The 22,080-nt window shown below is 58.1% G+C and carries 16 protein-coding genes and 3 pseudogenes; 6 read left to right on the forward strand and 13 right to left on the reverse strand.

Features of this window, described 5'->3' with window-relative positions:
• Positions 1–317: 317 nt before the first annotated feature.
• Both RFM52_RS29815 and RFM52_RS29820 read right to left on the reverse strand, forming a co-directional pair.
• Positions 318–1,691, reverse strand: a complete 1,374-nt coding sequence (locus tag RFM52_RS29815; RefSeq protein WP_320298810.1) for a sigma-54-dependent transcriptional regulator — start codon at positions 1,689–1,691, stop codon at positions 318–320.
• Positions 1,688–3,574 carry a sensor histidine kinase gene (locus tag RFM52_RS29820; protein ID WP_320298809.1) on the reverse strand — a complete coding sequence of 629 codons (1,887 nt, stop codon included), beginning with the start codon at positions 3,572–3,574 and terminating at the stop codon, positions 1,688–1,690. Before RFM52_RS29820 ends, RFM52_RS29815 begins: the two co-directional genes overlap by 4 nt.
• A 224-nt stretch (positions 3,575–3,798) precedes the next feature.
• Here RFM52_RS29820 and RFM52_RS29825 point away from each other — a divergent pair, with 224 nt between their 5' ends.
• From RFM52_RS29825 to RFM52_RS29835, 3 genes are all read left to right on the forward strand, one after another.
• Positions 3,799–5,229: a dicarboxylate/amino acid:cation symporter gene (locus RFM52_RS29825; protein WP_320298808.1), complete on the forward strand. Its 1,431-nt coding sequence runs from the start codon at positions 3,799–3,801 to the stop codon at positions 5,227–5,229.
• A 549-nt stretch (positions 5,230–5,778) separates the two neighbouring features.
• Positions 5,779–6,879 (forward strand): histidinol-phosphate transaminase, encoded by a 1,101-nt coding sequence (gene hisC, locus RFM52_RS29830; RefSeq protein ID WP_320298807.1) that lies wholly within the window; start codon positions 5,779–5,781, stop codon positions 6,877–6,879.
• A 134-nt stretch (positions 6,880–7,013) separates the two neighbouring features.
• Entirely contained in the window at positions 7,014–8,042 is a 1,029-nt protein-coding gene (locus RFM52_RS29835; RefSeq protein ID WP_320298806.1) for an LLM class flavin-dependent oxidoreductase, read from the forward strand.
• Positions 8,043–8,274: 232 nt separating this feature from the next.
• On the opposite strand, the gene RFM52_RS29840 is transcribed toward RFM52_RS29835, so the two are convergent.
• On the reverse strand, positions 8,275–8,577 hold the full coding sequence (locus RFM52_RS29840; protein WP_320216502.1) for a DUF982 domain-containing protein: 303 nt from the start codon (positions 8,575–8,577) through the stop codon (positions 8,275–8,277).
• Positions 8,578–8,892: 315 nt separating this feature from the next.
• On the reverse strand, positions 8,893–9,579 hold the full coding sequence (locus RFM52_RS29845; protein WP_320298805.1) for a transposase: 687 nt from the start codon (positions 9,577–9,579) through the stop codon (positions 8,893–8,895).
• Between the two features lie 513 nt (positions 9,580–10,092).
• On the opposite strand from RFM52_RS29845, the pseudogene RFM52_RS29850 reads away from it, so the two are divergent.
• A pseudogene (locus RFM52_RS29850) lies at positions 10,093–11,097 on the forward strand (MFS transporter); the annotation flags it as partial.
• A 28-nt stretch (positions 11,098–11,125) separates the two neighbouring features.
• On the opposite strand, the gene RFM52_RS29855 reads toward RFM52_RS29850, so the two are convergent.
• The 8 genes and pseudogenes from RFM52_RS29855 to RFM52_RS29890 all read right to left on the reverse strand — a co-directional run bounded on the left by RFM52_RS29855 (position 11,126) and on the right by RFM52_RS29890 (position 18,836).
• Positions 11,126–13,087: an ABC transporter ATP-binding protein gene (locus RFM52_RS29855; protein ID WP_320298804.1), complete on the reverse strand. Its 1,962-nt coding sequence runs from the start codon at positions 13,085–13,087 to the stop codon at positions 11,126–11,128.
• Positions 13,087–14,874, reverse strand: coding sequence for an ABC transporter ATP-binding protein (locus RFM52_RS29860; RefSeq protein WP_320298803.1), 1,788 nt, complete (start codon positions 14,872–14,874; stop codon positions 13,087–13,089). The genes RFM52_RS29855 and RFM52_RS29860 overlap by 1 nt, the downstream gene beginning before the upstream one ends.
• Positions 14,875–15,042: 168 nt before the next feature.
• Positions 15,043–15,927 carry an SIR2 family protein gene (locus tag RFM52_RS29865; RefSeq protein ID WP_320229377.1) on the reverse strand — a complete coding sequence of 295 codons (885 nt, stop codon included), beginning with the start codon at positions 15,925–15,927 and terminating at the stop codon, positions 15,043–15,045.
• A gap of 42 nt (positions 15,928–15,969) precedes the next feature.
• Positions 15,970–16,182, reverse strand: a complete 213-nt coding sequence (nifT, locus tag RFM52_RS29870; protein ID WP_040971429.1) for a putative nitrogen fixation protein NifT — start codon at positions 16,180–16,182, stop codon at positions 15,970–15,972.
• Positions 16,179–16,503: pseudogene (locus RFM52_RS29875) on the reverse strand (nitrogen fixation protein NifZ). The gene nifT and the pseudogene RFM52_RS29875 overlap by 4 nt, the downstream one beginning before the upstream one ends.
• A 97-nt stretch (positions 16,504–16,600) precedes the next feature.
• The gene (locus tag RFM52_RS29880) at positions 16,601–16,795 is read right to left on the reverse strand and encodes a 4Fe-4S binding protein (RefSeq protein WP_320216494.1); all 195 of its coding nucleotides are present in this window, start codon (positions 16,793–16,795) and stop codon (positions 16,601–16,603) included.
• A 33-nt stretch (positions 16,796–16,828) separates the two neighbouring features.
• Positions 16,829–18,310, reverse strand: coding sequence for a nitrogenase cofactor biosynthesis protein NifB (gene nifB / locus RFM52_RS29885; RefSeq protein WP_320298802.1), 1,482 nt, complete (start codon positions 18,308–18,310; stop codon positions 16,829–16,831).
• A gap of 82 nt (positions 18,311–18,392) precedes the next feature.
• Positions 18,393–18,836, reverse strand: coding sequence for a homogentisate 1,2-dioxygenase (locus RFM52_RS29890; RefSeq protein WP_320216492.1), 444 nt, complete (start codon positions 18,834–18,836; stop codon positions 18,393–18,395).
• Between RFM52_RS29890 and RFM52_RS32925 the strand changes: the two are divergent.
• Positions 18,836–19,087 (forward strand): annotated as a pseudogene (locus RFM52_RS32925) (transposase); the annotation flags it as partial. The gene RFM52_RS29890 and the pseudogene RFM52_RS32925 overlap by 1 nt on opposite strands.
• A gap of 369 nt (positions 19,088–19,456) precedes the next feature.
• On the opposite strand, the gene RFM52_RS29900 reads toward RFM52_RS32925, so the two are convergent.
• A complete protein-coding gene (locus RFM52_RS29900) occupies positions 19,457–20,767 on the reverse strand; it encodes a Fic family protein (protein WP_320229375.1) in 1,311 nt (436 codons plus the stop codon).
• A 491-nt stretch (positions 20,768–21,258) separates the two neighbouring features.
• On the opposite strand from RFM52_RS29900, the gene RFM52_RS29905 reads away from it, so the two are divergent.
• Entirely contained in the window at positions 21,259–21,687 is a 429-nt protein-coding gene (locus RFM52_RS29905; protein WP_320298801.1) for a RecQ family zinc-binding domain-containing protein, read from the forward strand.
• Positions 21,688–22,080: the final 393 nt, after the last annotated feature.

Consider the following 22,080-nt stretch of genomic DNA (forward strand, 5'->3'; position numbering starts at 1 on the left):
CGATGTCGCAGTAGATCCCTTCTTCGCCGGATTCGGCGATTACGGTGCGTGCTCGTTGGCAGTTCGACGCAACTGCATCGACACGCATCAACCGAAAGAACACATATGCAGCACGAGGTCTTTCAGGTCTCGGAGCCAAAAAGGACTGATCCCAAACGGCCCGATCATCAGGCGCCCCCCCTCTCGCGAGACGATCCGCACACCGCCAGAGCGCGCCGCTGACGTATCCGCACCGGAGAAGTGTATTGTTGGGCGCAAGCAGCTTTCATTTTCCCGGTGCCCACAAGCCCATAGCAGCCTTTCGGCGACGGGCGAGTTCAAGAAGATTTCGAACAATCGCGGCTGCTTCGATACGCGCCCGGAATTATTCCATAGCGTTTCAGCTTGTCGTAGAAGGTTTTGCGGGGCACCTGCAGAAACTCGGTCGTCCTCCTCACGTCGCCATCGCATTCCCGCAATGCGTTGCGGATAACGGTCGCCTCATAAAAACTAACCTTTTCGGAAAGAGAGAGACTTAATTCAGCGTCTCTTTTTCCAGGGGGCGAATTAGGCGCCCCTTCAAGTCCCAATGCAACCCGATCCGCGAAATGTGCAAGTTCGCGGACATTGCCGGGCCAATCATGGCCGATGAGATGATTACGCACGGCCGCGGTTATCTCCCACACTGGCTTGCCGAAGCGTTTGCACGCGCGTTCCAAGAAATGCGCAAAGAGGATCGGGATGTCCTCGCGCCGCTCGCGAAGAGGCGGAATATTGACCGTCACGACGTTCAGACGGAAATATAGATCTTCCCTGAAGTCACCGCGGGCGGCCGGATCGCTCAGATCGACCTTCGTCGCAGCCACGACACGAACATTGATGCTGCGGGTTTCGTTGGTTCCGAGTGGCGTGACCTGGCGGGTCTCGAGTACCCTTAGGAGTTTAATCTGGAGTGCAGGCGGCATGGACTCAATTTCGTCGAGGAATAGCGTGCCGCCATTCGCGTATTCGAGGCGACCGATCCTACGCCTGTGCGCACCGGTAAACGCACCTGCTTCGTGGCCGAAAAGTTCGCTTTCGATGACACTTTCGGGCAGCGCCCCGCAGTTCAAGGCCACGAACGGCTTGGTACTTCGTCTGCTCCAGCGGTGAAGCAGATCCGCGACCACCTCCTTACCCGTGCCGGTTTCACCCTCCACAAGGACGTCAACATCCGTATCGGCGATCTGGCGAATCGTTTCTCGCAGCCATGTCATACTCGGCGCGTTCCCTAAGAGAGGCATATCGCCCGCGGATCGGACGACCGCATCCCTGAGGCGCCTGTTTTCGAGGACCAGGTGCCGGTTTTCGGAAGCGCGATTCAGCGTCACCAAAAGCCGGTCGGTCTCATATGGCTTGGAGATAAAATCGTAAGCGCCGTCCTTGATGGCGGCAACGGCGAGTTCGACGTCGCCGTGCCCAGTGATAAGGACAAAAGGGATGTCCGTATCGATTGCTTTCACCCGGTCAAAGAGCTGAAGCCCGTTCATTCTGGGCATGCGGATGTCGCTGACGACGGGACCATTGAAGTTCTCGTCGATTCTGGCGAGTGCGGCCTCGGCGGAATTGACGACGATAGGGCTAAAGCCGGCAAGTTCCAGCATCTGCCCTGCAGCGGGCAGCAGATCCTCGTCGTCGTCAACGAAGATGACAGGCCCTTTTTCGCCACTCATTCGGCGCGCCTCAATTCGATTGTGAAGGAAGTCCCCCTCTCGTGGCTGGCATCGAGTCGCAACGAGCCGCCGAGCTCGCGGGCGATTTCCTCTGAAATAAGCAGGCCAAGGCCGAGCCCCTTTTCCTTGCTTGTGGTGAACGGCATGAAGAGGCTCTTGCGAATTTCAGGGGCGAGGCCGGCACCGTTGTCTCGAACCGAAATGGTGACTGTTTCCTTGTTCTGGGCAAGTGCTATCTCGATCCGCGGCTCCGGCAGGCCCTTCAGGGCATCGAGCGAATTCTGCAAGAGATTGACCAGGATTTGCTCCAGCCGAACGAAACTTGCCATCACCGTCGGAGACGGATCTGTCCGTTGCCGTTCGATCGTCACGCCGCATTCGCGGATGCGGCCCGAAAGGAGCGAAAGCGCCCCGTCGATCGCCTCCTCCGCCGATATTGGCCCCACGGAACCGGTTGCGCGGCGAGAGAACGACCGCAGCGTTTCGGTGATCGCCCCGATACGTCCCGTTATAGCGATGATCGATTTCAAATTCCCGGCGGTTTCTCGCGGCCTGTCGCCTTGGAGAAGACGTGAAGCATTCTCGGCATAGGTGCGAATTGCGTTCACCGGCTGGTTAATCTCGTGAGCAACTCCGGCTGCGATCTGTCCAAGAATTGAGAGGCGATTCGCCTGAGAGAGTTCTTCACATAACCGGCGCACCCTTGCCTCGGCATTCTCGCGCTCGGCTATCTGAGCTGCGAGCGCTTCGTTCGAGCGGCGGAGCTCTGCCGTACGCAAGTTGACGCGATGTTCCAGTTCCGCGTTCATGTGCGCAAGCGCGTCCTGCCGTTGTCGGATCGCCCGGCGCCGTCGAACAATAACGGAAACGGCAAATGCCACGAGCACGAGGGCAAGCAGTGCTGTCGCGCGGGCTGTCATCATCGCCGCGGAAATCTCTGCATCGGCAGGAATGAGCAGTGACAGCCGCCAACCTGGGACCACTTTGCCGAGATCCTGCGAAACCGTGACAAAGCCGGCTGCCTTGTCGGCGTTACTTGCGGTGACCAGGTTGCCGCCGCGGTGCGAAAGCGGAACGGGCTCGAACGCCGCGCCAGGCAGCTGCAGACGATCGCGGGCGATTTTTGCCTCTTTTTTGGAAAGAGGAGAGAGAGTGCCAAAACGCCATTGAGGCACGCTGGTCGAAAGGACGACGCCGCGCTCGTCGCTCGTGAAGACTACGAAACCGCTCTCGCGCCAGCTCGACTCCACACGGTCGAGCTCGACCTTCACCACGACGACACCGAGTGGCCCCTCCGGTCCATCGATCCGGCTCGACAAGAAGAGGCCGGGGCGCTTGCTAACGGTACCGAGTGCGTATTGCGTGGCCATGCCGCTCGCCATCGCTTCAACGAAGTAGTGACGGAAACGGTAATCGCGGCCGACAAAACTGGTGGGCTCGCCGGCATTGCTCGCAGCAACCGTCGTTCCCTCACTGTTGATGACGTAGATGACTGAAGAGGCGGCGTCGCGCGCGATGGCTCGAAGCTTTTCATCCAGCGCAGCTTCCCCACCGGTGCCCGGACTGCGAAGCATCTCCTGGACCGCACCATCACGAGCCAAGACGCGCGGAATTAATCGCTGCTTCTCGACGTCTCCTTTCAAAGTGTCGGCTGCAAGTGGGCGCGCGGCAAGAGCACGGTCGCGTAGGTCTGACTCAGCTTTGGTGCCGGCAATACGGCCGGCTGCAAAAACAAAAAAACCGAGCCCCGGACCAAGAAGTGCAAACAAAACCACAAGCCAGAGAAACCTGCCGGTGCCCAATCTGCCAGGGAAGTTGAACGGGGCCTTATGCAAGCCACCCTCGCTGATGCCGTCGTTTGCTACCGCGTTCTCCAGACTCAACCTTAGTGCCGGATTTCGCCAAATGGAACCACTGAGTGCGGAAATTCACACATGTGCGTGGCGCAACCTCCCTGAAAACATCCGAAATTGCGCGATCCGCTCGGCCTCTCCGGTTGGCATATGTCTTGCGACGAACAGCGCAGCAGCGTCCGACCGGAGCGCAGCGATCGGGAATAACCCGGGGAGGAGAGGCACTGCCGAGATCCGGTCTGGGAGAGAGATTTATGTTGACCGCAAAGGGCCCCAACGCAAACGCCGCGCCTCGCAAGCCTTTCTATGCACGGCTTTACGTGCAGGTGATTGCCGCCATCGCCCTGGGCGTCGCGCTCGGCCATTTCAACCCCGAAATCGGCGAAAACATGAAGCCGCTTGGTGACGCCTTCATCAAGCTCGTCAAGATGATCATCGCACCGGTGATCTTTTTGACCGTCGCGACCGGCATCGCCGGCATGCACAGCCTTCAAAAGGTCGGCCGGGTAGCCAGCAAGGCGATGGTCTATTTCCTCACCTTCTCGACGCTGGCACTGATCGTCGGCCTCATCGTGTCCAATGTCGTTCAACCGGGCGCCGGCCTCAACATTGATCCGGCCTCGCTCGATATCCAAGCCGTCAATCCCTATGCCGCAAAGGCCCACGAGCAGTCCGTGACGGGCTTTCTGATGAACATCATTCCGACCACGATTGTGGCCGCCTTTGCAGACGGCGACATCCTTCAGGTCCTTTTCTTCTCGGTCCTGTTTGGCATTGCGCTTGCGATGGTTGGAGAGACGGGCAAGCCGATCAGTTCCTTCCTCCAGGCGCTCACCGTGCCGATCTTTGCGCTCGTTGGTATCCTGATGAAGGCTGCCCCGATCGGCGCGTTCGGCGCCATGGCCTTCACAATCGGCAAATACGGCATCGGCTCCGTCGTCAATCTCGCAATGCTGATCGGGACGTTCTACCTCACGGCTTTTCTCTTCGTGTTTATCGTTCTCGGCGCGGTCTGCCGTTTCAATGGCTTCTCGATCGTTTCTCTCATCCGGTACATCAAGGAAGAGCTGCTATTGGTTCTTGGAACGTCCTCCTCGGAGGCCGCGCTGCCCACTCTCATGGAGAAGATGGAGAAGGCTGGCGCCAAGCGTTCAGTCGTGGGCCTGGTCATTCCGACGGGATATTCCTTCAATCTGGACGGCACCAACATCTATATGACGCTCGCGGCCCTCTTTATCGCCCAGGCGACGAATACGGATCTCTCGATCGGCGATCAGATCCTGTTGCTACTCGTTGCTATGCTTTCCTCTAAGGGAGCGGCGGGGGTCACCGGCGCCGGATTCGTCACGCTGGCCGCTACTCTTTCTGCGGTGCCGTCCGTTCCGGTGGCTGGCATGGCATTGATCCTCGGTATCGACCGTTTCATGTCCGAGTGCCGGGCCCTTACGAACATCATCGGCAATGCCGTGGCAACGCTCGTGATCGCCCGTTGGGAAGGCGAATTGGATCAGGCGCAGTTGGAAGCCGCGTTTGCAGGGCATCATCTTGCCGAGACATTGGCCGGCCAGCCACCCGTCCCGCAGCCGCCAAGTGAGGCCGCCTCGTTGCGACCCGTCCCTTCGCCGGATCGGTCACCACCACAGCACGGGCAAGCCGCAGACACCAAGCGAGGACTCGCGGATTGATGAAAACAAACGCGGCGACAGCAGCCCAATCGCGCTTGAGCAAACAACGTTCATCACTATGCGGGTTTTTGCCTGGAGCGCTGTTCACCGGCGCCGTGTCGACCATAGAGATTCAAACGAATCGACCCCGGGAAATCCAGCACGAGGATCGGGCGGTCCTGGCCGGCTATTGACGCGAGCGGTAGAAATACTGTGGCGCCTCATTAGCCGTGGTCGAAAAGCAATCTGGCGCAGATCAACGCCGCTTCGCAACCAGCCTCCAATATGTCGATGAACAAACGGCGAGGCATGCATATAGCCTCAGAAATAGACGTTTCGTCATGCCCCTTTAAAACCATCGCTCGGAGGCAGATGAAATCGATGAGACAGTGTTGTTAGCAATAGGAACGAACATTAATTGGCTCTTACAAGAAAGCTATTCTGAGTTTGAAATGACCTCAGACAAAAAGGATTATTCGCACTTATACAGGAAGTAGCGAAATTGGTGGGGAGCTAAACATGAGCAAGTTGAGGGTGGATGATTGAGCCCTCAAGTCGACTGGAGAGGATATGTCGGGAACAAAACTAAAAAGCGTGCTTTCGTCGTTTTCGCAGGTGCCAAGGGAACTAAAGCCTTTGCCCTCCGATCGCCATTCGCTGGACGATAGCTGCGTCCGGTTGAATACGAACGAGAATCCATTTCCGATGCCGGAAGTCGTAATGCAAAGTGCAATTGCCGCCCTTGAGCAGCAGTATCTATATCCAGAACACGACAACATCGGTTTGAGGGAAGCGGCGGCTGATGCCTACGGCCTCACCAAGGATCAAGTGATTGCCGGAAACGGATCCTCCGAGCTGCTGGGACTCATCTACAGAGCCTTCCTCGCCCCTGGCGACAGCGTGGCGATGCTATCGCCGGGCTTTTCGTTCAACCGCAAACTCGCCATGTTGCAGGGGGCTCAATTTCTTGAAATCGAATGCGGTCAATCTGATGTCCTGCCGGTAAAGGAATTGCTCTCTGGTCCCGCAGAAGGCGCCAAATTCATTCTTCTAGCTAATCCGAACAATCCAACTGGAACATTCGTTTCGGTGGCCGAGATCGAACGCCTCGCGGCGCAGTCGGATCGCCTGATTGTTCTGGATGAGGCCTATGTCGACTTCGCCCCGGATAATGGCCTGCGCCTTATCGATCATTATCCCAATATTCTGCTCCTACGGACATTTTCAAAAAGCTACGCCGCCGCCGGTATCCGTATCGGTTTTGGATTGGGGCACCCCGAAATCATTGGAAGGCTGCGCAACATCCAAAATGTTTTCAACATGAACGTGATCGGCCATGCGGTTGGCGTCAGCATCCTTGCGCATCGCGACGCCTATGAAGAGAACCACAGATACATCAAGCAGGAACGGGAGCGCGTGTCCTTCGCGCTCTCGCAACTGGGATTTTCCGTAACGCCTTCGCATGCAAATTTCTTGCTAGCCCGCGTGCCGCCAGGACGAGACGGTAGGTGGTGGCAAAAAACGTTGAAGCGGCGGAAAGTACTGGTCGCGGCTTTTTCCGACTCATTTTTGAAAGAACACATAAGAGTAAGCATAGGCACAAGAGAACAAATGGACATACTGCTGTCTGAGATGTCTGATATACTAATAATACTAAAGCAGCAAGTATAATCCATCTGCCTATAGAAATCATATTTATATCCCCGCGGACAGGGGTTGCTTCGCAAAAATATGTCGTTGCTCTGAGCGTTTCGAGCGTCGTTCGAAGCAAGGACCTTCCGCGTCAAAACTCCGGAGACAATAGAGTGAAAAACGTCTTGCCTTCGAAGCCGACCTTCGGAATCTTCGATCACTTGGATGAGGACGGTCGCGACATCGGCCTACAATGCGCCGATCGTCTCAAGCTGGCGGAGGCCTGCGATCACCTCGGCTTTTATGCATATCATCTCGCAGAGCACCACTGCACCCCCCATGGGAGAGGTGTGTCGCCAAATCTCTTCTTATCGAGCGTCGCACAGCGCACCCGCCAGCTGCGTGTGGGTCCGCTTGTGATGCTCCTTACCCTTTACCATCCGCTTCGGGCGTTCGAAGAGATCTGTATGCTCGACCGGTTGAGCGGTGGTAGGGTGGAGCTCGGTATAGGGCGAGGCTCTCTCTCAGCCGAATTGGGTTATTTTGGGATTGGCGCGGACGCAGTGCCAGGCCGTTATTCGGAAGCCAGCGAAATCGTAATCGCCGCCCTGAAGGGCGGGAAGTTATCCTATCGGGGCCGCCACTTTGAGCTGAATAGCGTTCCCTTGACGCTTAGACCCCGTCAGCGCCCGCGTCCTCCGACATGGGTCGCCACCAATCGACCCGAATCGGCAGGTTGGGCAGCCGCGAATGGCGCAAATCTCGCGTGCGTGGGGCATAGCTCCTCCGTACGCAAAGTTACCGACGCCTTCCGCGCCAAGCGGGAGGAAACCACTGACAAAGGTAATCCGTCGCCGTTGCTAGGATTGCTGCGCATGATCGTGATTGGGCGTTCTGACACGCATGCCTATTCGATCGCGGCACCTGCTTATGAAACATGGCTCAAGAGCTTCAAGTTTCTTTACGACCTCAATGGCATTCCAACTCCACCAAACCTGCCGCTGACCCTCGAAGCGGCGATTGAAAGTGAACTGTGCATAGCGGGAACGGCAGCTTTTGTGCGGGACGCTCTTCTTGGTCAGTTGGAAGTGGCTGGGGCCAACTATCTTCTTTGCCAGATCGCGTTTGGGGATTTGCCATTGGAAGCGTCTCTGTACACTGCAGTGACGATTCATTCTGAAATCATGACCCGATTTGACTGACCATGAATACGTGGCGTAGGGCGGCTCGAAGGAGTCGCCCGCGGCGTCTACCAGCAACCAGCCCGCTGCCAGACCATAGCCTTGCAGCGCGTGGCCGACGTGGGATTCCATCGCTATGCCTGCCTAGGTCGGACGCCGTTTCCGGACGATGGTTAGAACTGGTTTTCTGGACGCGACACTTCACGGGACCACATTGCCCCACGTTCCCAGCCCCCTCGCTCAACGTCGCTGTTCACACGGACCGTTTGCCACTGCCCGTCTTGCAGGCGGCAATCCACTGCATCGCCGAGGTTGGATCTTCCAATATGGCGGCCCGTTTCGCAAAGCCGCAAAAGGCAGCGCGGGCTGCGCTTAAGGGCTTGTTCCCATCATAAGCGTCAAAACATGCTTTAAAGGCAGTCTCGTGAATCAGGTCCCTGCGATCTTCGGGCCACTCATCGAGAAAATCGATGGCGTCCTCGAGGTCCGCAATCTCTTGCACGACATAGGCGGCACGCTTCACGAAAATCGGACTGCCGAAGGCCTGCGCCTTCATTTCGTTTCCTCCCGACCTGCTGAACAGCCGACTTGCGAAGCGGCGTCATCGACACCCGCCGACCATTGCAGAATGTGTTGTCAGCCCGATGACGCTTCAAGAGAAAAGTCGGCAATTCATCCTCGGAAGGAAATGGATCGATCACCAGTCTACTGCCGCAAAATTGGCCACGTCGACAATGTCGATCGTTCTGGCCGCCGCCGATGAACGGTGAACCCAGTCACCCAACCCGGTCGTTCACCGCAACGCAGCGAAAGACGGCACGACATCGCCTTGGCAGCGCGCCGATATGGGAAGCCGCAAGCTCAGGCTGAATTAATCCAGCCCAAGCCTTTTCTTCAGTTCCGTATTTTCCTTGCGCAGACGATCCGCAAGCAGGCTCTTCAGCCGCTTGTTTTCTTCCTCGAGCGCGACGAGATCCTTCAGCTCGTCGCTGTCCGCTGCAGGCGTCGCCGCTTTCTTCCAAAGATAATATGTCTGTTCCGAGATGCCGGCCTGCTTCACCGCGCTCTTGAGAGTGGCGCCGCCGCCGATCAACGTCTCGATCTGAGCGAGCTTCTGGCCGCGCTCCTTTACGGAGTAGACCTTGCGGCCTGTCCGTGCCGATGGCGGTGCTTCAGTGGTCGCGGATGTCGGCTTGGCGCCGTTCTTACGGCCAAGCGCGCTCGGCTCAGCCTTTGGCTTCCTCGACCGCGGTGTTCTCGCCCTCGATTTTGACTTCTCCGCTTCGGCTGCCGGTTCGGTAGGAATTACTGCTGTTTCGGTTTCCAGGCGATTTGCCATGAAATTCTCCATTTGCGGTTTGTGCAAAGGTTCAGCATCAAGGGCCGCGACAGTAGAGTCAACAAGCTGACGATTGGACAGTTGAACCTTCTGGAGTTCCTCTGAAGTTTCGCCCATCGCCGCAGCGATGTCGAAATCGCCCCAGATGGAACGGGCGGCTTTTTTATAACGGCGCTTCTGTTTGACTTCCACGGTGAATGGTCGCGTTTGCCGCCTCATAGTTCCTTCCTGATGAGAAACGAATAGAAGAATGAAGTCGCCGCTCGGAACTCCTGGCGCTTCCTGGTTCGCGCCGAGCTTTATCGTAAAAGTCCCTCGACGAGCAAGTGATACCGGTCGCGCCAGTGTTCGCAAGCGGGCCGAGCGCAGGCCTCCGCGCGAGGAGAATGGAATGCAACGCTACGGGAGTGGGTGCATTCGGCTCGGAAACGCTTGAGCGTCCGAAGCTGCGGGGCGGTGCAGTATCGGATCAGATGTCGCATCTTGCCGTCGGGGAAGTTGGGAACTCTTCTTGAAATTGAAAAACTGCTGCATCTCGATTGTGTTCAGTGCGCATGAAGAACTCGCCAGCAGATGATAACGGCCGATCTCGCCAGCGATTTAGCGTCAGCCCACAACTATCTGCCTGGGTTAGCAGGCGCGCTCACTGTGGCAGCTTGGCTTGAGCCGCGAGGCCGTGGTTGAGTGAGCTGAAGAGATCCAGCCTCGCGGTCGATTCCGAAGCTTCCCACAATGGCGAAGAGAACATCTCCACTCGTACCCTTTCAGCACAAGACATTCCGTTCTCTGTGGTCGGCGGCCCTTGTTTCGAATCTTGGGACGCTAGTTGAAGGTGTGGCGGCTGCGTGGCTGATGACGAGTATTGCCAGCTCCCATGGAATGGTGGCGCTCGTACAGGCATCGACCACCTTGCCCTACATGATCTTCTCGCTCGCAGCCGGAGCGCTTGCGGATAGCTTTGACCGTCGCCGAATCATGCTAATGGCGCAACTGCTGATGGTTTGCGTATCAGCGTCCCTGGCGCTCTTGACCTACGCCGGGGAAATCACACCCTGGACCCTTTTGGGTCTCACGTTCCTGATCGGCTGTGGTTGGGCATTGCACGATCCGTCGTGGCAAGCCTCGATGGGAGATATCCTGCCTCGCGAAGACCTCCCAAGCGCAGTTGCGCTCAACGGCATGAGCTACAACCTCATGCGCAGCATCGGACCGGCGATTGGCGGCATAATCGTGGCGACCGCCGGGGCGGCCTTCGCGTTTCTCTTCAATGTATTTTGCTACGTCGCCCTGATCGCCGCGCTGTTACGCTGGAAAACTGTACCGGCGCGACGAGCGCTGCCGCGGGAGGCTTTCGGAAGCGCGATAGCGGCAGGATTCCGCTATGTGCTTCTGTCGCCAAACCTTCTCAAACTGATGTGCCGGAGTTTCATTTTCGGCCTCACCGCAGTCGTCATTTTGGCTCTCCTGCCGTTGGTTGTTCGCGAACAGGTTAAGGGCACTGCGGTCACCTACGGGGTCATGCTTGGCTTTTTCGGTTTGGGAGCGATCTGTGGCGCGCTCCTCATCGGACGCGCCCGCGAAATTCTCTCCAACGAATGGGTCGTTCGCGGTGCGTTTTTTACACTGGCGATCAGCTGCTTGCTTCTGTCGTGGAGCGAGCACGTTTGGCTTAGCTGCCTCCTCGTCATGCCAGCCGGTGCGGCATGGATCCAGTCATTCTCGCTGTTTAACGTCTGCTTGTGCAAAGCCGGCGACGCGTCGGCTATCACCGCTCGGCAAAGCGCTTGCACGAATGCGCTGGCTCCTCGGAGCTTCGCGCCTCAGATCTGTAGTCCGCTGCTTCGGAGGTGTCGAGTTGCTCATCGGGCGTGTCGTCGAACGAGGCGTGGTTGAGCCTGTAGAGTTTGGAATAGAGACCGCCTCTGGCGATCAACTGGTCGTGCTTGCCGGTTTCGGCGACTTTGCCATTCTGGAGAACGATGAGACGGTCGGCGCCTCGGACCGTGACAAGGCGATGGGCGATGACGAGGCCCGTGCGGCCTTCGAGGAGCCTTACCAGTGCCTTTTGGATTAGCATTTCCGTGTAGCTGTCGATATTGGCCGTTGCCTCGTCGAGGACGAGGATCTTGGCATTTGCCACGAGAGCGCGCGCGAAGCTGATAAGCTGGCGTTGGCCCAGCGAGAGATTGCCACCGCGTTCACCTAGAGCGGCATCGTATGCACCAGGAAGGCGCACGATGAAGCCATGCGCGCCGACCGCCATGGCGGCCTCGATTACCTCTTCGCGCGTGGCTTCAGCCTTGTGGTAGCGGATGTTTTCGAAAACCGTGCCGGTAAAAAGGAACGGCTCCTGCAGGACCATGGCGACCTGACGGCCAAGCGATTCCTGGGTGAGATCGCGCACATCATATCCGCCGACCAGCACTTGGCCCTCCTGGACATCATAGAAGCGGCGGACGAGGGCCACTGCGCTCGATTTACCTGAACCGGTCGGGCCGACCAGGGCGACGGTTTCGCCGGGATTGACCCGAAACGACACGTCCTTCAATACCGGATGCTTGGCATCATAGCCGAAAGTAACGTTCCTGAACTCGATCGAGCCGTCCATCTCGGGCGAAAGCACCTTGGCGTTCGGTTTGTCCTGGACCTCAATCTTGACGTCAAGCACGTCGGTCAGGCGCTTTCCCGACGCCATCGCGCGTTGCATAATCGAATATTGCAAGGTGAGCGAGCGGATCGGATCGAAGAAGCGTTGGATGTAGAAGAGGAAAGCGACCATCGCACCCACGTCAATGCGGTCGTTCATGACCATCGAGCCGCCGATGACGATGACGACAGCCATGGCAACGCCCATAAGGCTATCGACGATCGGCACCATGATCTGAGCGTATTTGGCGGCGGTCAGATGTGTCATGAGACTGGCGTGAGCCTTGTCATCGTAAAGAATTAAGTTGACCTGCTGGCGGTCCATCGACTGCACTGCCCGTACGCCGTGAATGGCTTCAGCCAGCGCGCCATTGGAAACCGAATTGGCCTCATTGGCGGCCATGAAGGCGTCCCGGGCGCGCGGCAGCCAGAAGATGCGCACGATGAGGAGAACCGGCAGCACTGAGAGCGTAAGGAGCCCCAAGCGAACGTCGAGCCACAGCATGACGAAGATGATGCCAAAGAGAAGAGTGATGTCGCCCAGCGAAAAGACTGACGTCTCAAGGAATTCCTGCATAGAATTAACGTCGCCCTGCAGACGCGACATCAGCCGTCCTACCTCTGTCTTGTCCATGAAAGAAAGCGCCACGTCCTGCAGATGGCCGAACGTGGCGCGGCGCATATCGAACAGAACATTCTGCGCCATTTTGTAGACCACGATCTCTTGCGTATAGCTGACGGCAAAATTGACCGAAATGGTGAGAAGGAAGGCGCAGGCGGCTGCAAGCAGGGCCGACCGATCGCCACTTTCCGGGTGCAGGCCGTGGTCGATCGCAAAGCGGATGGTCAGCGGGACGAGAAGCTGCGTGCCGGTCAGGATCAACATCGCAGCAACCGAGATGATCAGTTTTGTGCGGTAGGGCCGGACGAACACCCAAATGCGTCGTACGATATTCTTATCAAACGCCCGCCCGAATATCTCCTCTTCGATGTGGTGCGAGCCGACGACCGCATGCGGCGGACGCCGGTCGTGGTCGCGGGCGTCGTTGCGTTCCGTCTCGACTTGTCCGGTTTGGAGCATCAGCTCGCCCCCTCTTGTTCGGGCAGCATGTCATCAGGTGGGCGCACCTGGAGATCGTAAAGGGCCTTATAGCGTCCACCCTTCGCTAGAAGGTCTTCATGAGTGCCACGCTCGACAATCTCGCCGTTCTCGATAAACAGGATGTGGTCGGCATGCATGAGCGAACTCAGCCGGTGGCCGATGATGATGGTCACGCGATCCTTGGCAAAGAGTCGCATGGCGCGCCGAATGCGCTGCTCTGTGGCTGCATCGATCGCGGCAGTCGAGTCGTCGAAGATGATGACCGACGGGCGCATCATCATCGTGCGAGCGATCGCCAGGCGCTGACGCTGGCCGCCCGAAAGGGAAACGCCGCGCTCGCGCACCACCGTTTTGTAGCCGGCCGGCAGGCCGAGAATATAGTCGTGAAGCTGAGCTGACTCGCTCGCTCGCTCGATCCACTGTTCCTTGGCCCAGGGATCGCCATAGGCGATATTGTTTTCGATCGTCGTAGTGAAAAGGAATGCATCCTGCTGCACGACCGCGACCGCCCTGCGAAGCGTGGCGAGGGTGACCTCGCGGATATCCTGGCCGTCAAGCGTGATGACGCCGCCGGCAACGTCGTAAAAACGAGGGACCAGATGAGCCATCGTCGACTTGCCGGAGCCGGGCGGGCCGACAATAGCGATCGTTTCGCTCTTGCGGGCCTCGAAACTAATATTCTTCAGAAATGGGCGGTTCTCGGCGTCGGGATAGGCGAATGAAACATTGTCGAAGCGCAGGGTGCCTTCTCTAATTTCGAGCGGTTTAGCGTCTGCTGTGTCCTTGATCGCGATATCCAGATCGAGCAACCCGAACAGGCGCGAACCGCACGTCGAGGCGCGGGCGAAGCCGTCGACCATCAAGCCTATCTGGCGAACCGGCATCTGTAAGATGGTCATAAAGGTCAGGAACGTCGCAAGTTTGCCCACGCTGATTTCGCCCGCAATGACTTTGTTCCCGCCGATCCAAAGGACCAGTCCCATCGCTAAAAAGAAGGAGAAATTCATCGCGGAAATGTTGCGCACGTAAATCTCAACACGTTCGTGCATGAGGCCAAGCGCACTCTTTGATGCGCGGTCGAACTTCAGCATCTCGTAGGCCTGCGCCGCAAAGGCGCGAACAACCCGGATGCCGCCGAAATTCTCTTCCATGACGCGGCTGAGGACCGAAAGCCGCTCCTGCAGGTCAAGCCAGGTGGCGCGCAGCTTGAGCTGGGTGATTGATGAGAGCCACCCGACGAAGGGCACGAAGCTCAGCGCGAGGAGGCCAAGAACCACGTTGGTGGAAATCAACATATAGGCGCCGATCCCGATCAACATGACGAGCAGGACGGCTCGAACCAGAGCGGTAGAAAGATACGTCCGCACGCCGTCCACATCGAGCATGCCGATCGTAATCAGATCGCCCGAGTGCGCCTGGTCATGAAAAGAAAAGCTGAGCCGCTGGATCTTCTCATAACAAGCTACCCGCAGTTCATACGCGACGTGATGTCCGACCGCTTCGGCAAAATAGTTCTGAGCCAGCGTGAAAAGGCCGCGCAGCACGCTGACGGCAAGCAGCACGAAAGCCGAGGTCCGCAGCGCCTCTTGCGCTGCCGCCCCGCTGGCACCCCCGCTGACGGCGGTCTGGGTCTGGTCGATGGCCTGGCCGAGGAGCTCGGGGATTAGCAATTGGAGCGATGCCGCGACGAGTGTCGAGCCGATAGCGACGGCGACCTGCCAAGAATGCCGCAAATTCATCCGGGTAAGGCGCGCTATCGTGCTCAAGCCCCGGTCCGAAGCGGCCGCCTTTACGTGCGCGAGCGAATTCCTGGGCTTCGTCACGCCCCGAATATCCTTACCGTTCGAGGGTGCATTCCAGATTGATCTTGGGGGGCCTTGAGCTGGATGACTCTCCCGTCAAATGAACCCTGATATGCAAAGCTGGCCACCCTGCTAGACGCCTGTCCCAACCAGTTGAGCCGCGGCTTCGCCTGCCGGCATGTCTATGACCGTGATTGCGTTTGCTGCAAGGAAGCGGCGTTCGTTTTTGGTCAGCGTTGCCGAATCCATAGCCGCGAAGTGCGGGCCGCTTGAGCGCTTGATGACCTGTCTGGCGTAGGTGCGCAGCATCTGGTCGTCGAACCGGCAGCCGAAGAAGAAGAAACCGCGCTTGGTGCGCCGTTCCTTCACGGCTCGAGGGATCGGAGTCTGGATATCGATTTCGGTGAGGGCCTCGACGTAATCCGAATCTGCGATAAGGAAGTTTGCCGCCGGCTTGACGCTGCCGTGCGGCGTATAGAGGACCGTCGTTGCCGCCGAGTCTGGTTGGAGTTCCGTTCCAGACAAATCGTACGTTTTCGTCCAAACGTCGCCAATTGCGTGCGCCCGCGTGACGCCTTGAATTTCGACGACATCAGTGCGGCCGGTGTCTATGAGGGCCGCGCGCATGGCGCCGTCGTACCAGGTATCGACGATCAGCGAGAGGGGAAGTGTCGCGAGCCAGGCATGGAAAACGGTCGGCGCCACCGGCCCTGCGAATATCTCAGCCATCCAGGCTTGGAGCGTCCGCCGATGCCGGCGCTGCTCGATGAATTGAGCGACCGACCACATATTGGTGCGAATCTTGGAAGGAGCGGGCGCCCGCGCGTTGAATGCGGCGGCAACGGCTTGCGGCGTGTGCGGTACCGGTGGTTCCCCGTACCTAAGCCGAAGCAGGTCGGGACCCAGATACGGGATGATCTCATCGGCGCAGAGAGCCTTCTTCAGCAGGTTAAGCTGCTTTGCGGCATGACTGTCCCGATTGATCACAAGATGGCCCAAGGCCAGAATCTTATTCATGCTTGTTTCCCGTTGACGCTCTCAGGTTGCCGACCTGCGGCATCAATCCTCGTCGGAAATCTTTCTTGCCTCGACGGTGATCGGCAAAGGTGTATCTCGCGGAAGGTCGGGCAGAACGAGCCGCCAGCCGTTCCTGAGCGTTATAGACCCTCCCCATAGCTCTTCATTCTCGACGCCGATGATCGGCTCTTCGAGATCCTTCTTGGGCACATACGCCGATAGGCCGGCGTCGGTCTTGCGGATCATAACCTTCATCGGGCTGTTCCCTTGTTAGTGACCACAAGTGATTTCGGCACAAGGATCCCCGGATTTGTCGAGGCTGATGAGTTCGTGGGCGCGCATGCCAACGACGGTGCCGCGATCGAACCATTCGACCGCATAGATGTAGAACTGCTGGAGAAAGGTGCCGATGTCGCGCACATAGCCTTCATCGCCCTTCCGCACGAGGTTTGCGCCTATCTCGCTACCGGGATAAGTGCCGTCATTCTTTATGTGGCGTGTGGCACGGACCCGCTCGCCCGGCATAAATCGTGGAGGCTTGCGGATCTCGACCTCCTGTTCGCGTCCGAGGCCCATCCCCTTCCTTCCTTTCTCGCGGCTGCAGTTCGTTAACAAAGGAGGTCATGGCGTGCCCCGGAAGCGACCCCGACCGTGCCGCTGACCCGATTGGAGGTTAGGCGGGAATGCAGGTCCCCGGCACCGGGCATACCGAGGCGCATTGCTGGGTATCGAAGGCCTCCTTGCATTCCGTGCACTGCTCGGGATCGATCACGTAGGTCTCGCCCTTGAATTTGATCGCACTCGATGGACATTCGAACTCGCAGGCACCGCATTGCGTGCATTGCGAGGCGATGATCTTGAAGGCCATTTCTCAACTCCTGATTCGGTTGGGACGAGACACTCAAGCCGTCGCCGCCAGTGGTTCGCTCCCAAACTCGGCGGCGTAAAGCGCGCTGATAGCGGTCTCGATGTAGCCGTAGCCATAAACATCCATTGCCCGGATTCCAGCTTCTGCGAGCTGATCCTTGGGGCAATCTCCGATTTTGGCGCACAGCACGATATCGATGCCTTTGAGCGCAGCTATGATGCTGTCGAGGGTGGCGTCCGCGCCTCGACCTCCGAGGCAATACTGCTCGACCTTGCGATGCCCGATAAAGCTGATCCCCCTCTGAGAGGCCTCATAAACCTGGAATTCCGTCGTATGGCCGAAATGTTCGTTGATCCGGCCGCCGCCCTTGGTCGCCACAGCGATGAGGAGCGATTTGCTGGAACCCGCTGCCTTGACCGTCGCGACCGCTTCGCTCTTGGCTACCACGTGATCGCCGCGCTCGCGCGCGACCACCTCCCGATAGGCCTCGCGCTTGCTGGCGTCGTAGGTGATGTCGTCCGAAATCTGGCCGATCGTGAACTCCTTGCCACGATCCTCGCCAAGCAGGCCGACGGCATCGGCCCGGCACTGCCGGCAATGGCGCATCAGCTTGGCGCCACCTTCGAGGCGATCCTGAAGCGTCTTCAGCTCCAACGCCGTTGGGCCGCGCTGCCCGGTCAGGCCGAAATGCGTACCGTGCGCCGGGTCGGAAATCAGTGGCATGACATTGTGCAGGAACGCGCCGCGCTCCTTTACCCATTTATTGACCTCGATCAGGTGTTCGTCGTTGACGCTGGGGATCATCACCGAATTGATCTTGGTGAGGATGCCGCGCGCGGTCAGCATCTCCAGGCCCAACATCTGCCGCTTGTGCAGGATCCTGGCAGCGTCGATGCCGGTGTGGCGGCGATGGTTGTAAAAGATCCAAGGATAGATCTTTGCGCCGATTTCGGGGTCGACCATGTTAATGGTGATTGTCACGTGATCGACATTCATGTCGGCAAGCTCGGCAACATGATCCGCCAGCGCGAGCCCGTTGGTGGAGATGCACAGCTTGATGTCGCGGATTTCACTGGCGACGCGTTCGAAAGTTGCCTTTGTCTTCTTCCAGTCGTAACAGGCGTCGCCCGGTCCGGCGATCCCGAGCACGGAAAGCTGGGGCACTTCGTTGGCGACCGCGATTACCTTGCGTCGCGCCTGGTCTGGGGTCAGCTTTTCCGAGACGACCCCGGGCCGGCTTTCATTGGCACAGTCATATTTGCGATTGCAGTAGTTGCACTGGATGTTGCAGGCTGGCGCGACCGCCACATGCAGGCGCGCGAAATAATGGTGCGCCTCTTCGGAATAGCATGGATGGTCCTTGATCTTCTCCCAGACCGCGGAGTCCATCTCGTCCGGCTTTGCGGACGAGCCGCAGGATGAAGATGCGCAGCCGGTGGATTTCGCGATCGTCAGCAACTTGTCGAAGGATTTGCTGCTGACCAAACTCTCAAGCGAAATCGTCGGTAAAGACATGAACGGCTCCGTTCCTGGGGTGGACGTTGCAGTTCAAAGCGCAAAAGTTGTGCCAGCTCAAAAAGGGGGTTTATGTTGGCTTTCATGCGCGATTCCACCTGTTCGTTACGTCACATTTTTGTCGGACTTGCGACTTGAACAGGTCGGCTCGCTCGGCATCGGCCGGGTTCCAGCGATGCTCGTCGAGCGCCACCTCATGGTCGCCGAGATTGGGCGCGGTCTTCCCAAGCAGATAGTGCCTTGAAGCGGCCGGTGTGCCGGAAGCTCGGCCGGATGCGGTAGAGCCAGGAACGCTTTTGGTGCCACGCGCCGCGGTGAAGGGCGAGCCCGAAAGCTGCTCGGCATAGAGGCCGTAGGCCGGCCGCTGCGGCGAGTTGCGCCCCTGGGGCAGCGAGCCGGGCAGATGGGTATTCGGCTTGCGCAGGAGCGGATTTGCGAGCTCGTCGAAGGCATGCCCGATCTCGAAGAGATCATGGAGGCTGCTTGCCGCCCGGCGGTAGTGCGCGCCGAATTGGCTCGCCTGCACAAAAAGTGCTCACGATAACCAGGAATAACGCGACCTGCCGGTGCTTGATGACGGTTCTCGGTGTTGGCGACGTGGTGGCGCTCGCTTATGCCGCGACCATCGACATTCTGCAGCGATTCAGAAGCTCCAAGGCGGTGGGGCCTATCCTGGGACTGACGCCGAAGCTCGACGAGTCCGGTGCGGGAAAGGCATGATGCGGACCTTCATCTATGAGCCTGCAAACGCTGATGACTCGCGTAACGAAATGGTCGTGATACAAGCACACGCTTTCTGCCGAAATGGAGAAAGGCGCACCCGAATATGCCACAAAGGGAGGGCGCAGTCCCAGGCATTTCGTCAGCGTCCGGCAGTGCCACGATGATGCGCATGGTGTCCCGCCGATAGGGCAATCTGAAGCCCAGTTCTCCGTCGGAGTGGTAGTAGAACGCCCTGCCGATCTCGCCGAGGACAGCTTCCAATATCGCTTTACTAACTCGAAAGCGGTCTGCTCATTCGGATTGATGACGGAGACGGCGGACTCATTGGAAGGCGTCAATTTATGCATCTTTCATGCAAAATTGCTTTGGCCGAAAAATATATCGTTATATCAAGTGTTTGCCGTTGCGATTTATGCAGGAGGCCTACGGTCCAACGTGTGCGCCTCCGCCGGGTTTCACCCTGTGATATTTTTCGACAAGGTCAGGCGCAACACCGTATGCGACGCAGTTCAACTCATTGATAGCCGCGATGATGTCCGCGAAGGACTGAACTATGACATCCAGGTCTTCTCCCTCGAGCTCCCTGAATGCGTCTCTCGCGAAATCGCTTGGCATCAAATCGGGACTGGCGACTGCCTGGCTGAGATACTCCGCGACGGCGTCGTCAAGGCGCCGTCGCATTCTGATCTCCACTGAGCGGGGCACTCTCTTGGTGGTGGTTGCCACAAGATAGGACGGCGCTGTGATTGCATAGCCTTCGGCGATCGCTTTACCGAGGTGGCTTGTATCAGCCAGTTCGTACCATGTCGTCATGCCGATCCCGTAAGCGGCTCTACCCACTCCGATGAAGGAGATGGGAGGCAGTCCTGCTTTCAGGAGCGGGATGTTGCTGAGCAGTCGCCCGGTCCTCTTGTTGCCGTCGATGAAGGGCTGCAGGTAAGCGATGCCTGCAAGCAAAGCGAAGGAGGCCTCGAACGGGTCTTTCGCTGTGGACGCCTTCCAGCAGAGCTCCGAAAGTCCCATTGATAACTCGGTGTGGTCGGACGACGGAACATATGAACTGGTCGTGATGCTAACCGGGTCGCGTCGAACCGCGCCGAGATTGTTCTGCCTGACCAGAGTGCGCATGAGCATCGCGTGCAGTCTCATCACCGTCTCCGGAGCGATCTCCACTGTCGCAATGTTGTCGATAACCCAGCCAATCGCCTGCTTGTGGTTCAAGATCATTTGGACTTCGATTTCAGACTTTCCGCCCGCGACCTCCGCGTATTTGATGAGCGCCTCAGTCTCAGGCAGGGAATAAGTATTTCCTTCAAGCGCCGAAGAAGCCCAGGACATCTCGATCAAGAATCTTTCGGCAATTTCACGCGTGTAGGTGGAAGGGTCGAGCTCTAGGCTACCCTTTCCGACGGACTCGGACATGAGCGCATGCGAAGCAGGATCAAGCCAGGGTGCAACGTTAGGGTCGTAGGATCCAAAGCGGTCTGGATCGTATTTCACCTGCGGTCGAAGGTGGCCTGGAATCGCAAACCACTTCGCTTCCGCCGTTAGGCTGAACGACGCATCTCTCGTGGTTCCAGACTTCTCGACAAGCCCGGCTGCGCCGAGTTTGGCAAGAGCTCTTGAAACCGAAGACTGACTGGACGGGGCAAGCTCTAACAACTGGATTATCTTCGCCTGCGAAAGCCCATTGCCGCCACGCCGAACGAGGGTCTCATAGATTTTCTTTTCCAAGCCCTGGAGTTCCGGGACGCGAAGTACGGGATGCATAATAGCACTGCCTCTCATCATTTCATCCAATTTATGCATAAAAGCTGCATAATTTCAAGAACCGTGTCTAGAAAGGGCGCGGAATGCATAAATTGTTACCGCAAGCAACTGATAATAAAAGACTTTCGAGTATTGGATTGCCAGCATAAAAGCTGCATGCGAGCACGGGAAATCGCATCTCTCGTGCGGACACCTCAGCTCCAGGGACAGAAGGCGATGGTCTTAGTACGTCAACGAACGTCGGCGAGGCTGCAAGCGGCCCTGCGCGGTCTCGGGCTTGAAGTGCCGCTCTATCATTCCAAACTTGGGGACGCATGGGAGCGGCAGGAGCTCGTCAAGCGGTTCCTTGGGCAAAGCAGATCGACCGTCGACCATCATCTGCACCAATGCCTTTGGTATGGGGCTCGACGAGCCGAACGTCCGCCTCGTGATCCGTTGGCAGCAGGCGGCGTCGGTTGAGCACCAGCTACGTGAATTCGGCCGCCCCGGACGGGATGGGAAGCCTCCCGTGGCGGGTCATGTTCCACAACGGTTCGAGCGTGGGCCTCGATATCTCAAGGCTGCGTTTCATGGCGGAGAAAACGGTGGAGACAGCACAGGTATTCGCGCTCGACCGGGAGCAGATGCTGGAGCAGCGCCATCATCAAATTGATCAGGTCAGCGAGCTAATGAGGACCCGGTCCTGCATGCGCACCGCGATCTCGGAATATTTTCAGGGGCCGAAGATCGCCCGGCGCCCAAGCCTTTCGGTCAGGGTTCTGGATTGGGCGTTCAGCAGCCGGGGTAAGGCTCGACGCTTTCGGGCCTGCTGCGACTATTGCAACCAAGCAGAGATCAAACGCCGTGGAATGTCGGGGTACGTCGCCCGCGTCATTGCTGGCTAGGTTTACGGAGCCGATGCGGGATCTGCAATTTTGGTGGGGTGAGGCGCTCTGCGGCCGAACAAATCAGAAAGGAAAAGAGATTCGCCATGATGAGCTCGCCGCACACTTGGTCATAGATGCCCCTTCACTCCGGAGAAAGTCACGTCCCCTCTGAGGATAGGAGTCTGGCGTTCCAAGCAGCTGGATTCCGTGTGCCTTACGGTCGCAGCCGGTCTAACGTACTCGCGTCGGCCATACCGTTCGCACGTCAGTTCAGCCGGCCATTGTCCCTTGGCCAAAAGCAACGGTTTGCTCCGGCGGCTCTCAGATTCTGCTCAGCTCTCATAGCGCGTCAGTTTGTTGTCAGGTCAGCCAAGCTACGTTCCGCCTCAAGGAAGCAATGGTTGTTAGGTG

The sequence above is a fragment of the Mesorhizobium humile genome (genome assembly GCF_033977215.1).
GTDB classification, from domain to species: domain Bacteria; phylum Pseudomonadota; class Alphaproteobacteria; order Rhizobiales; family Rhizobiaceae; genus Mesorhizobium; species Mesorhizobium humile.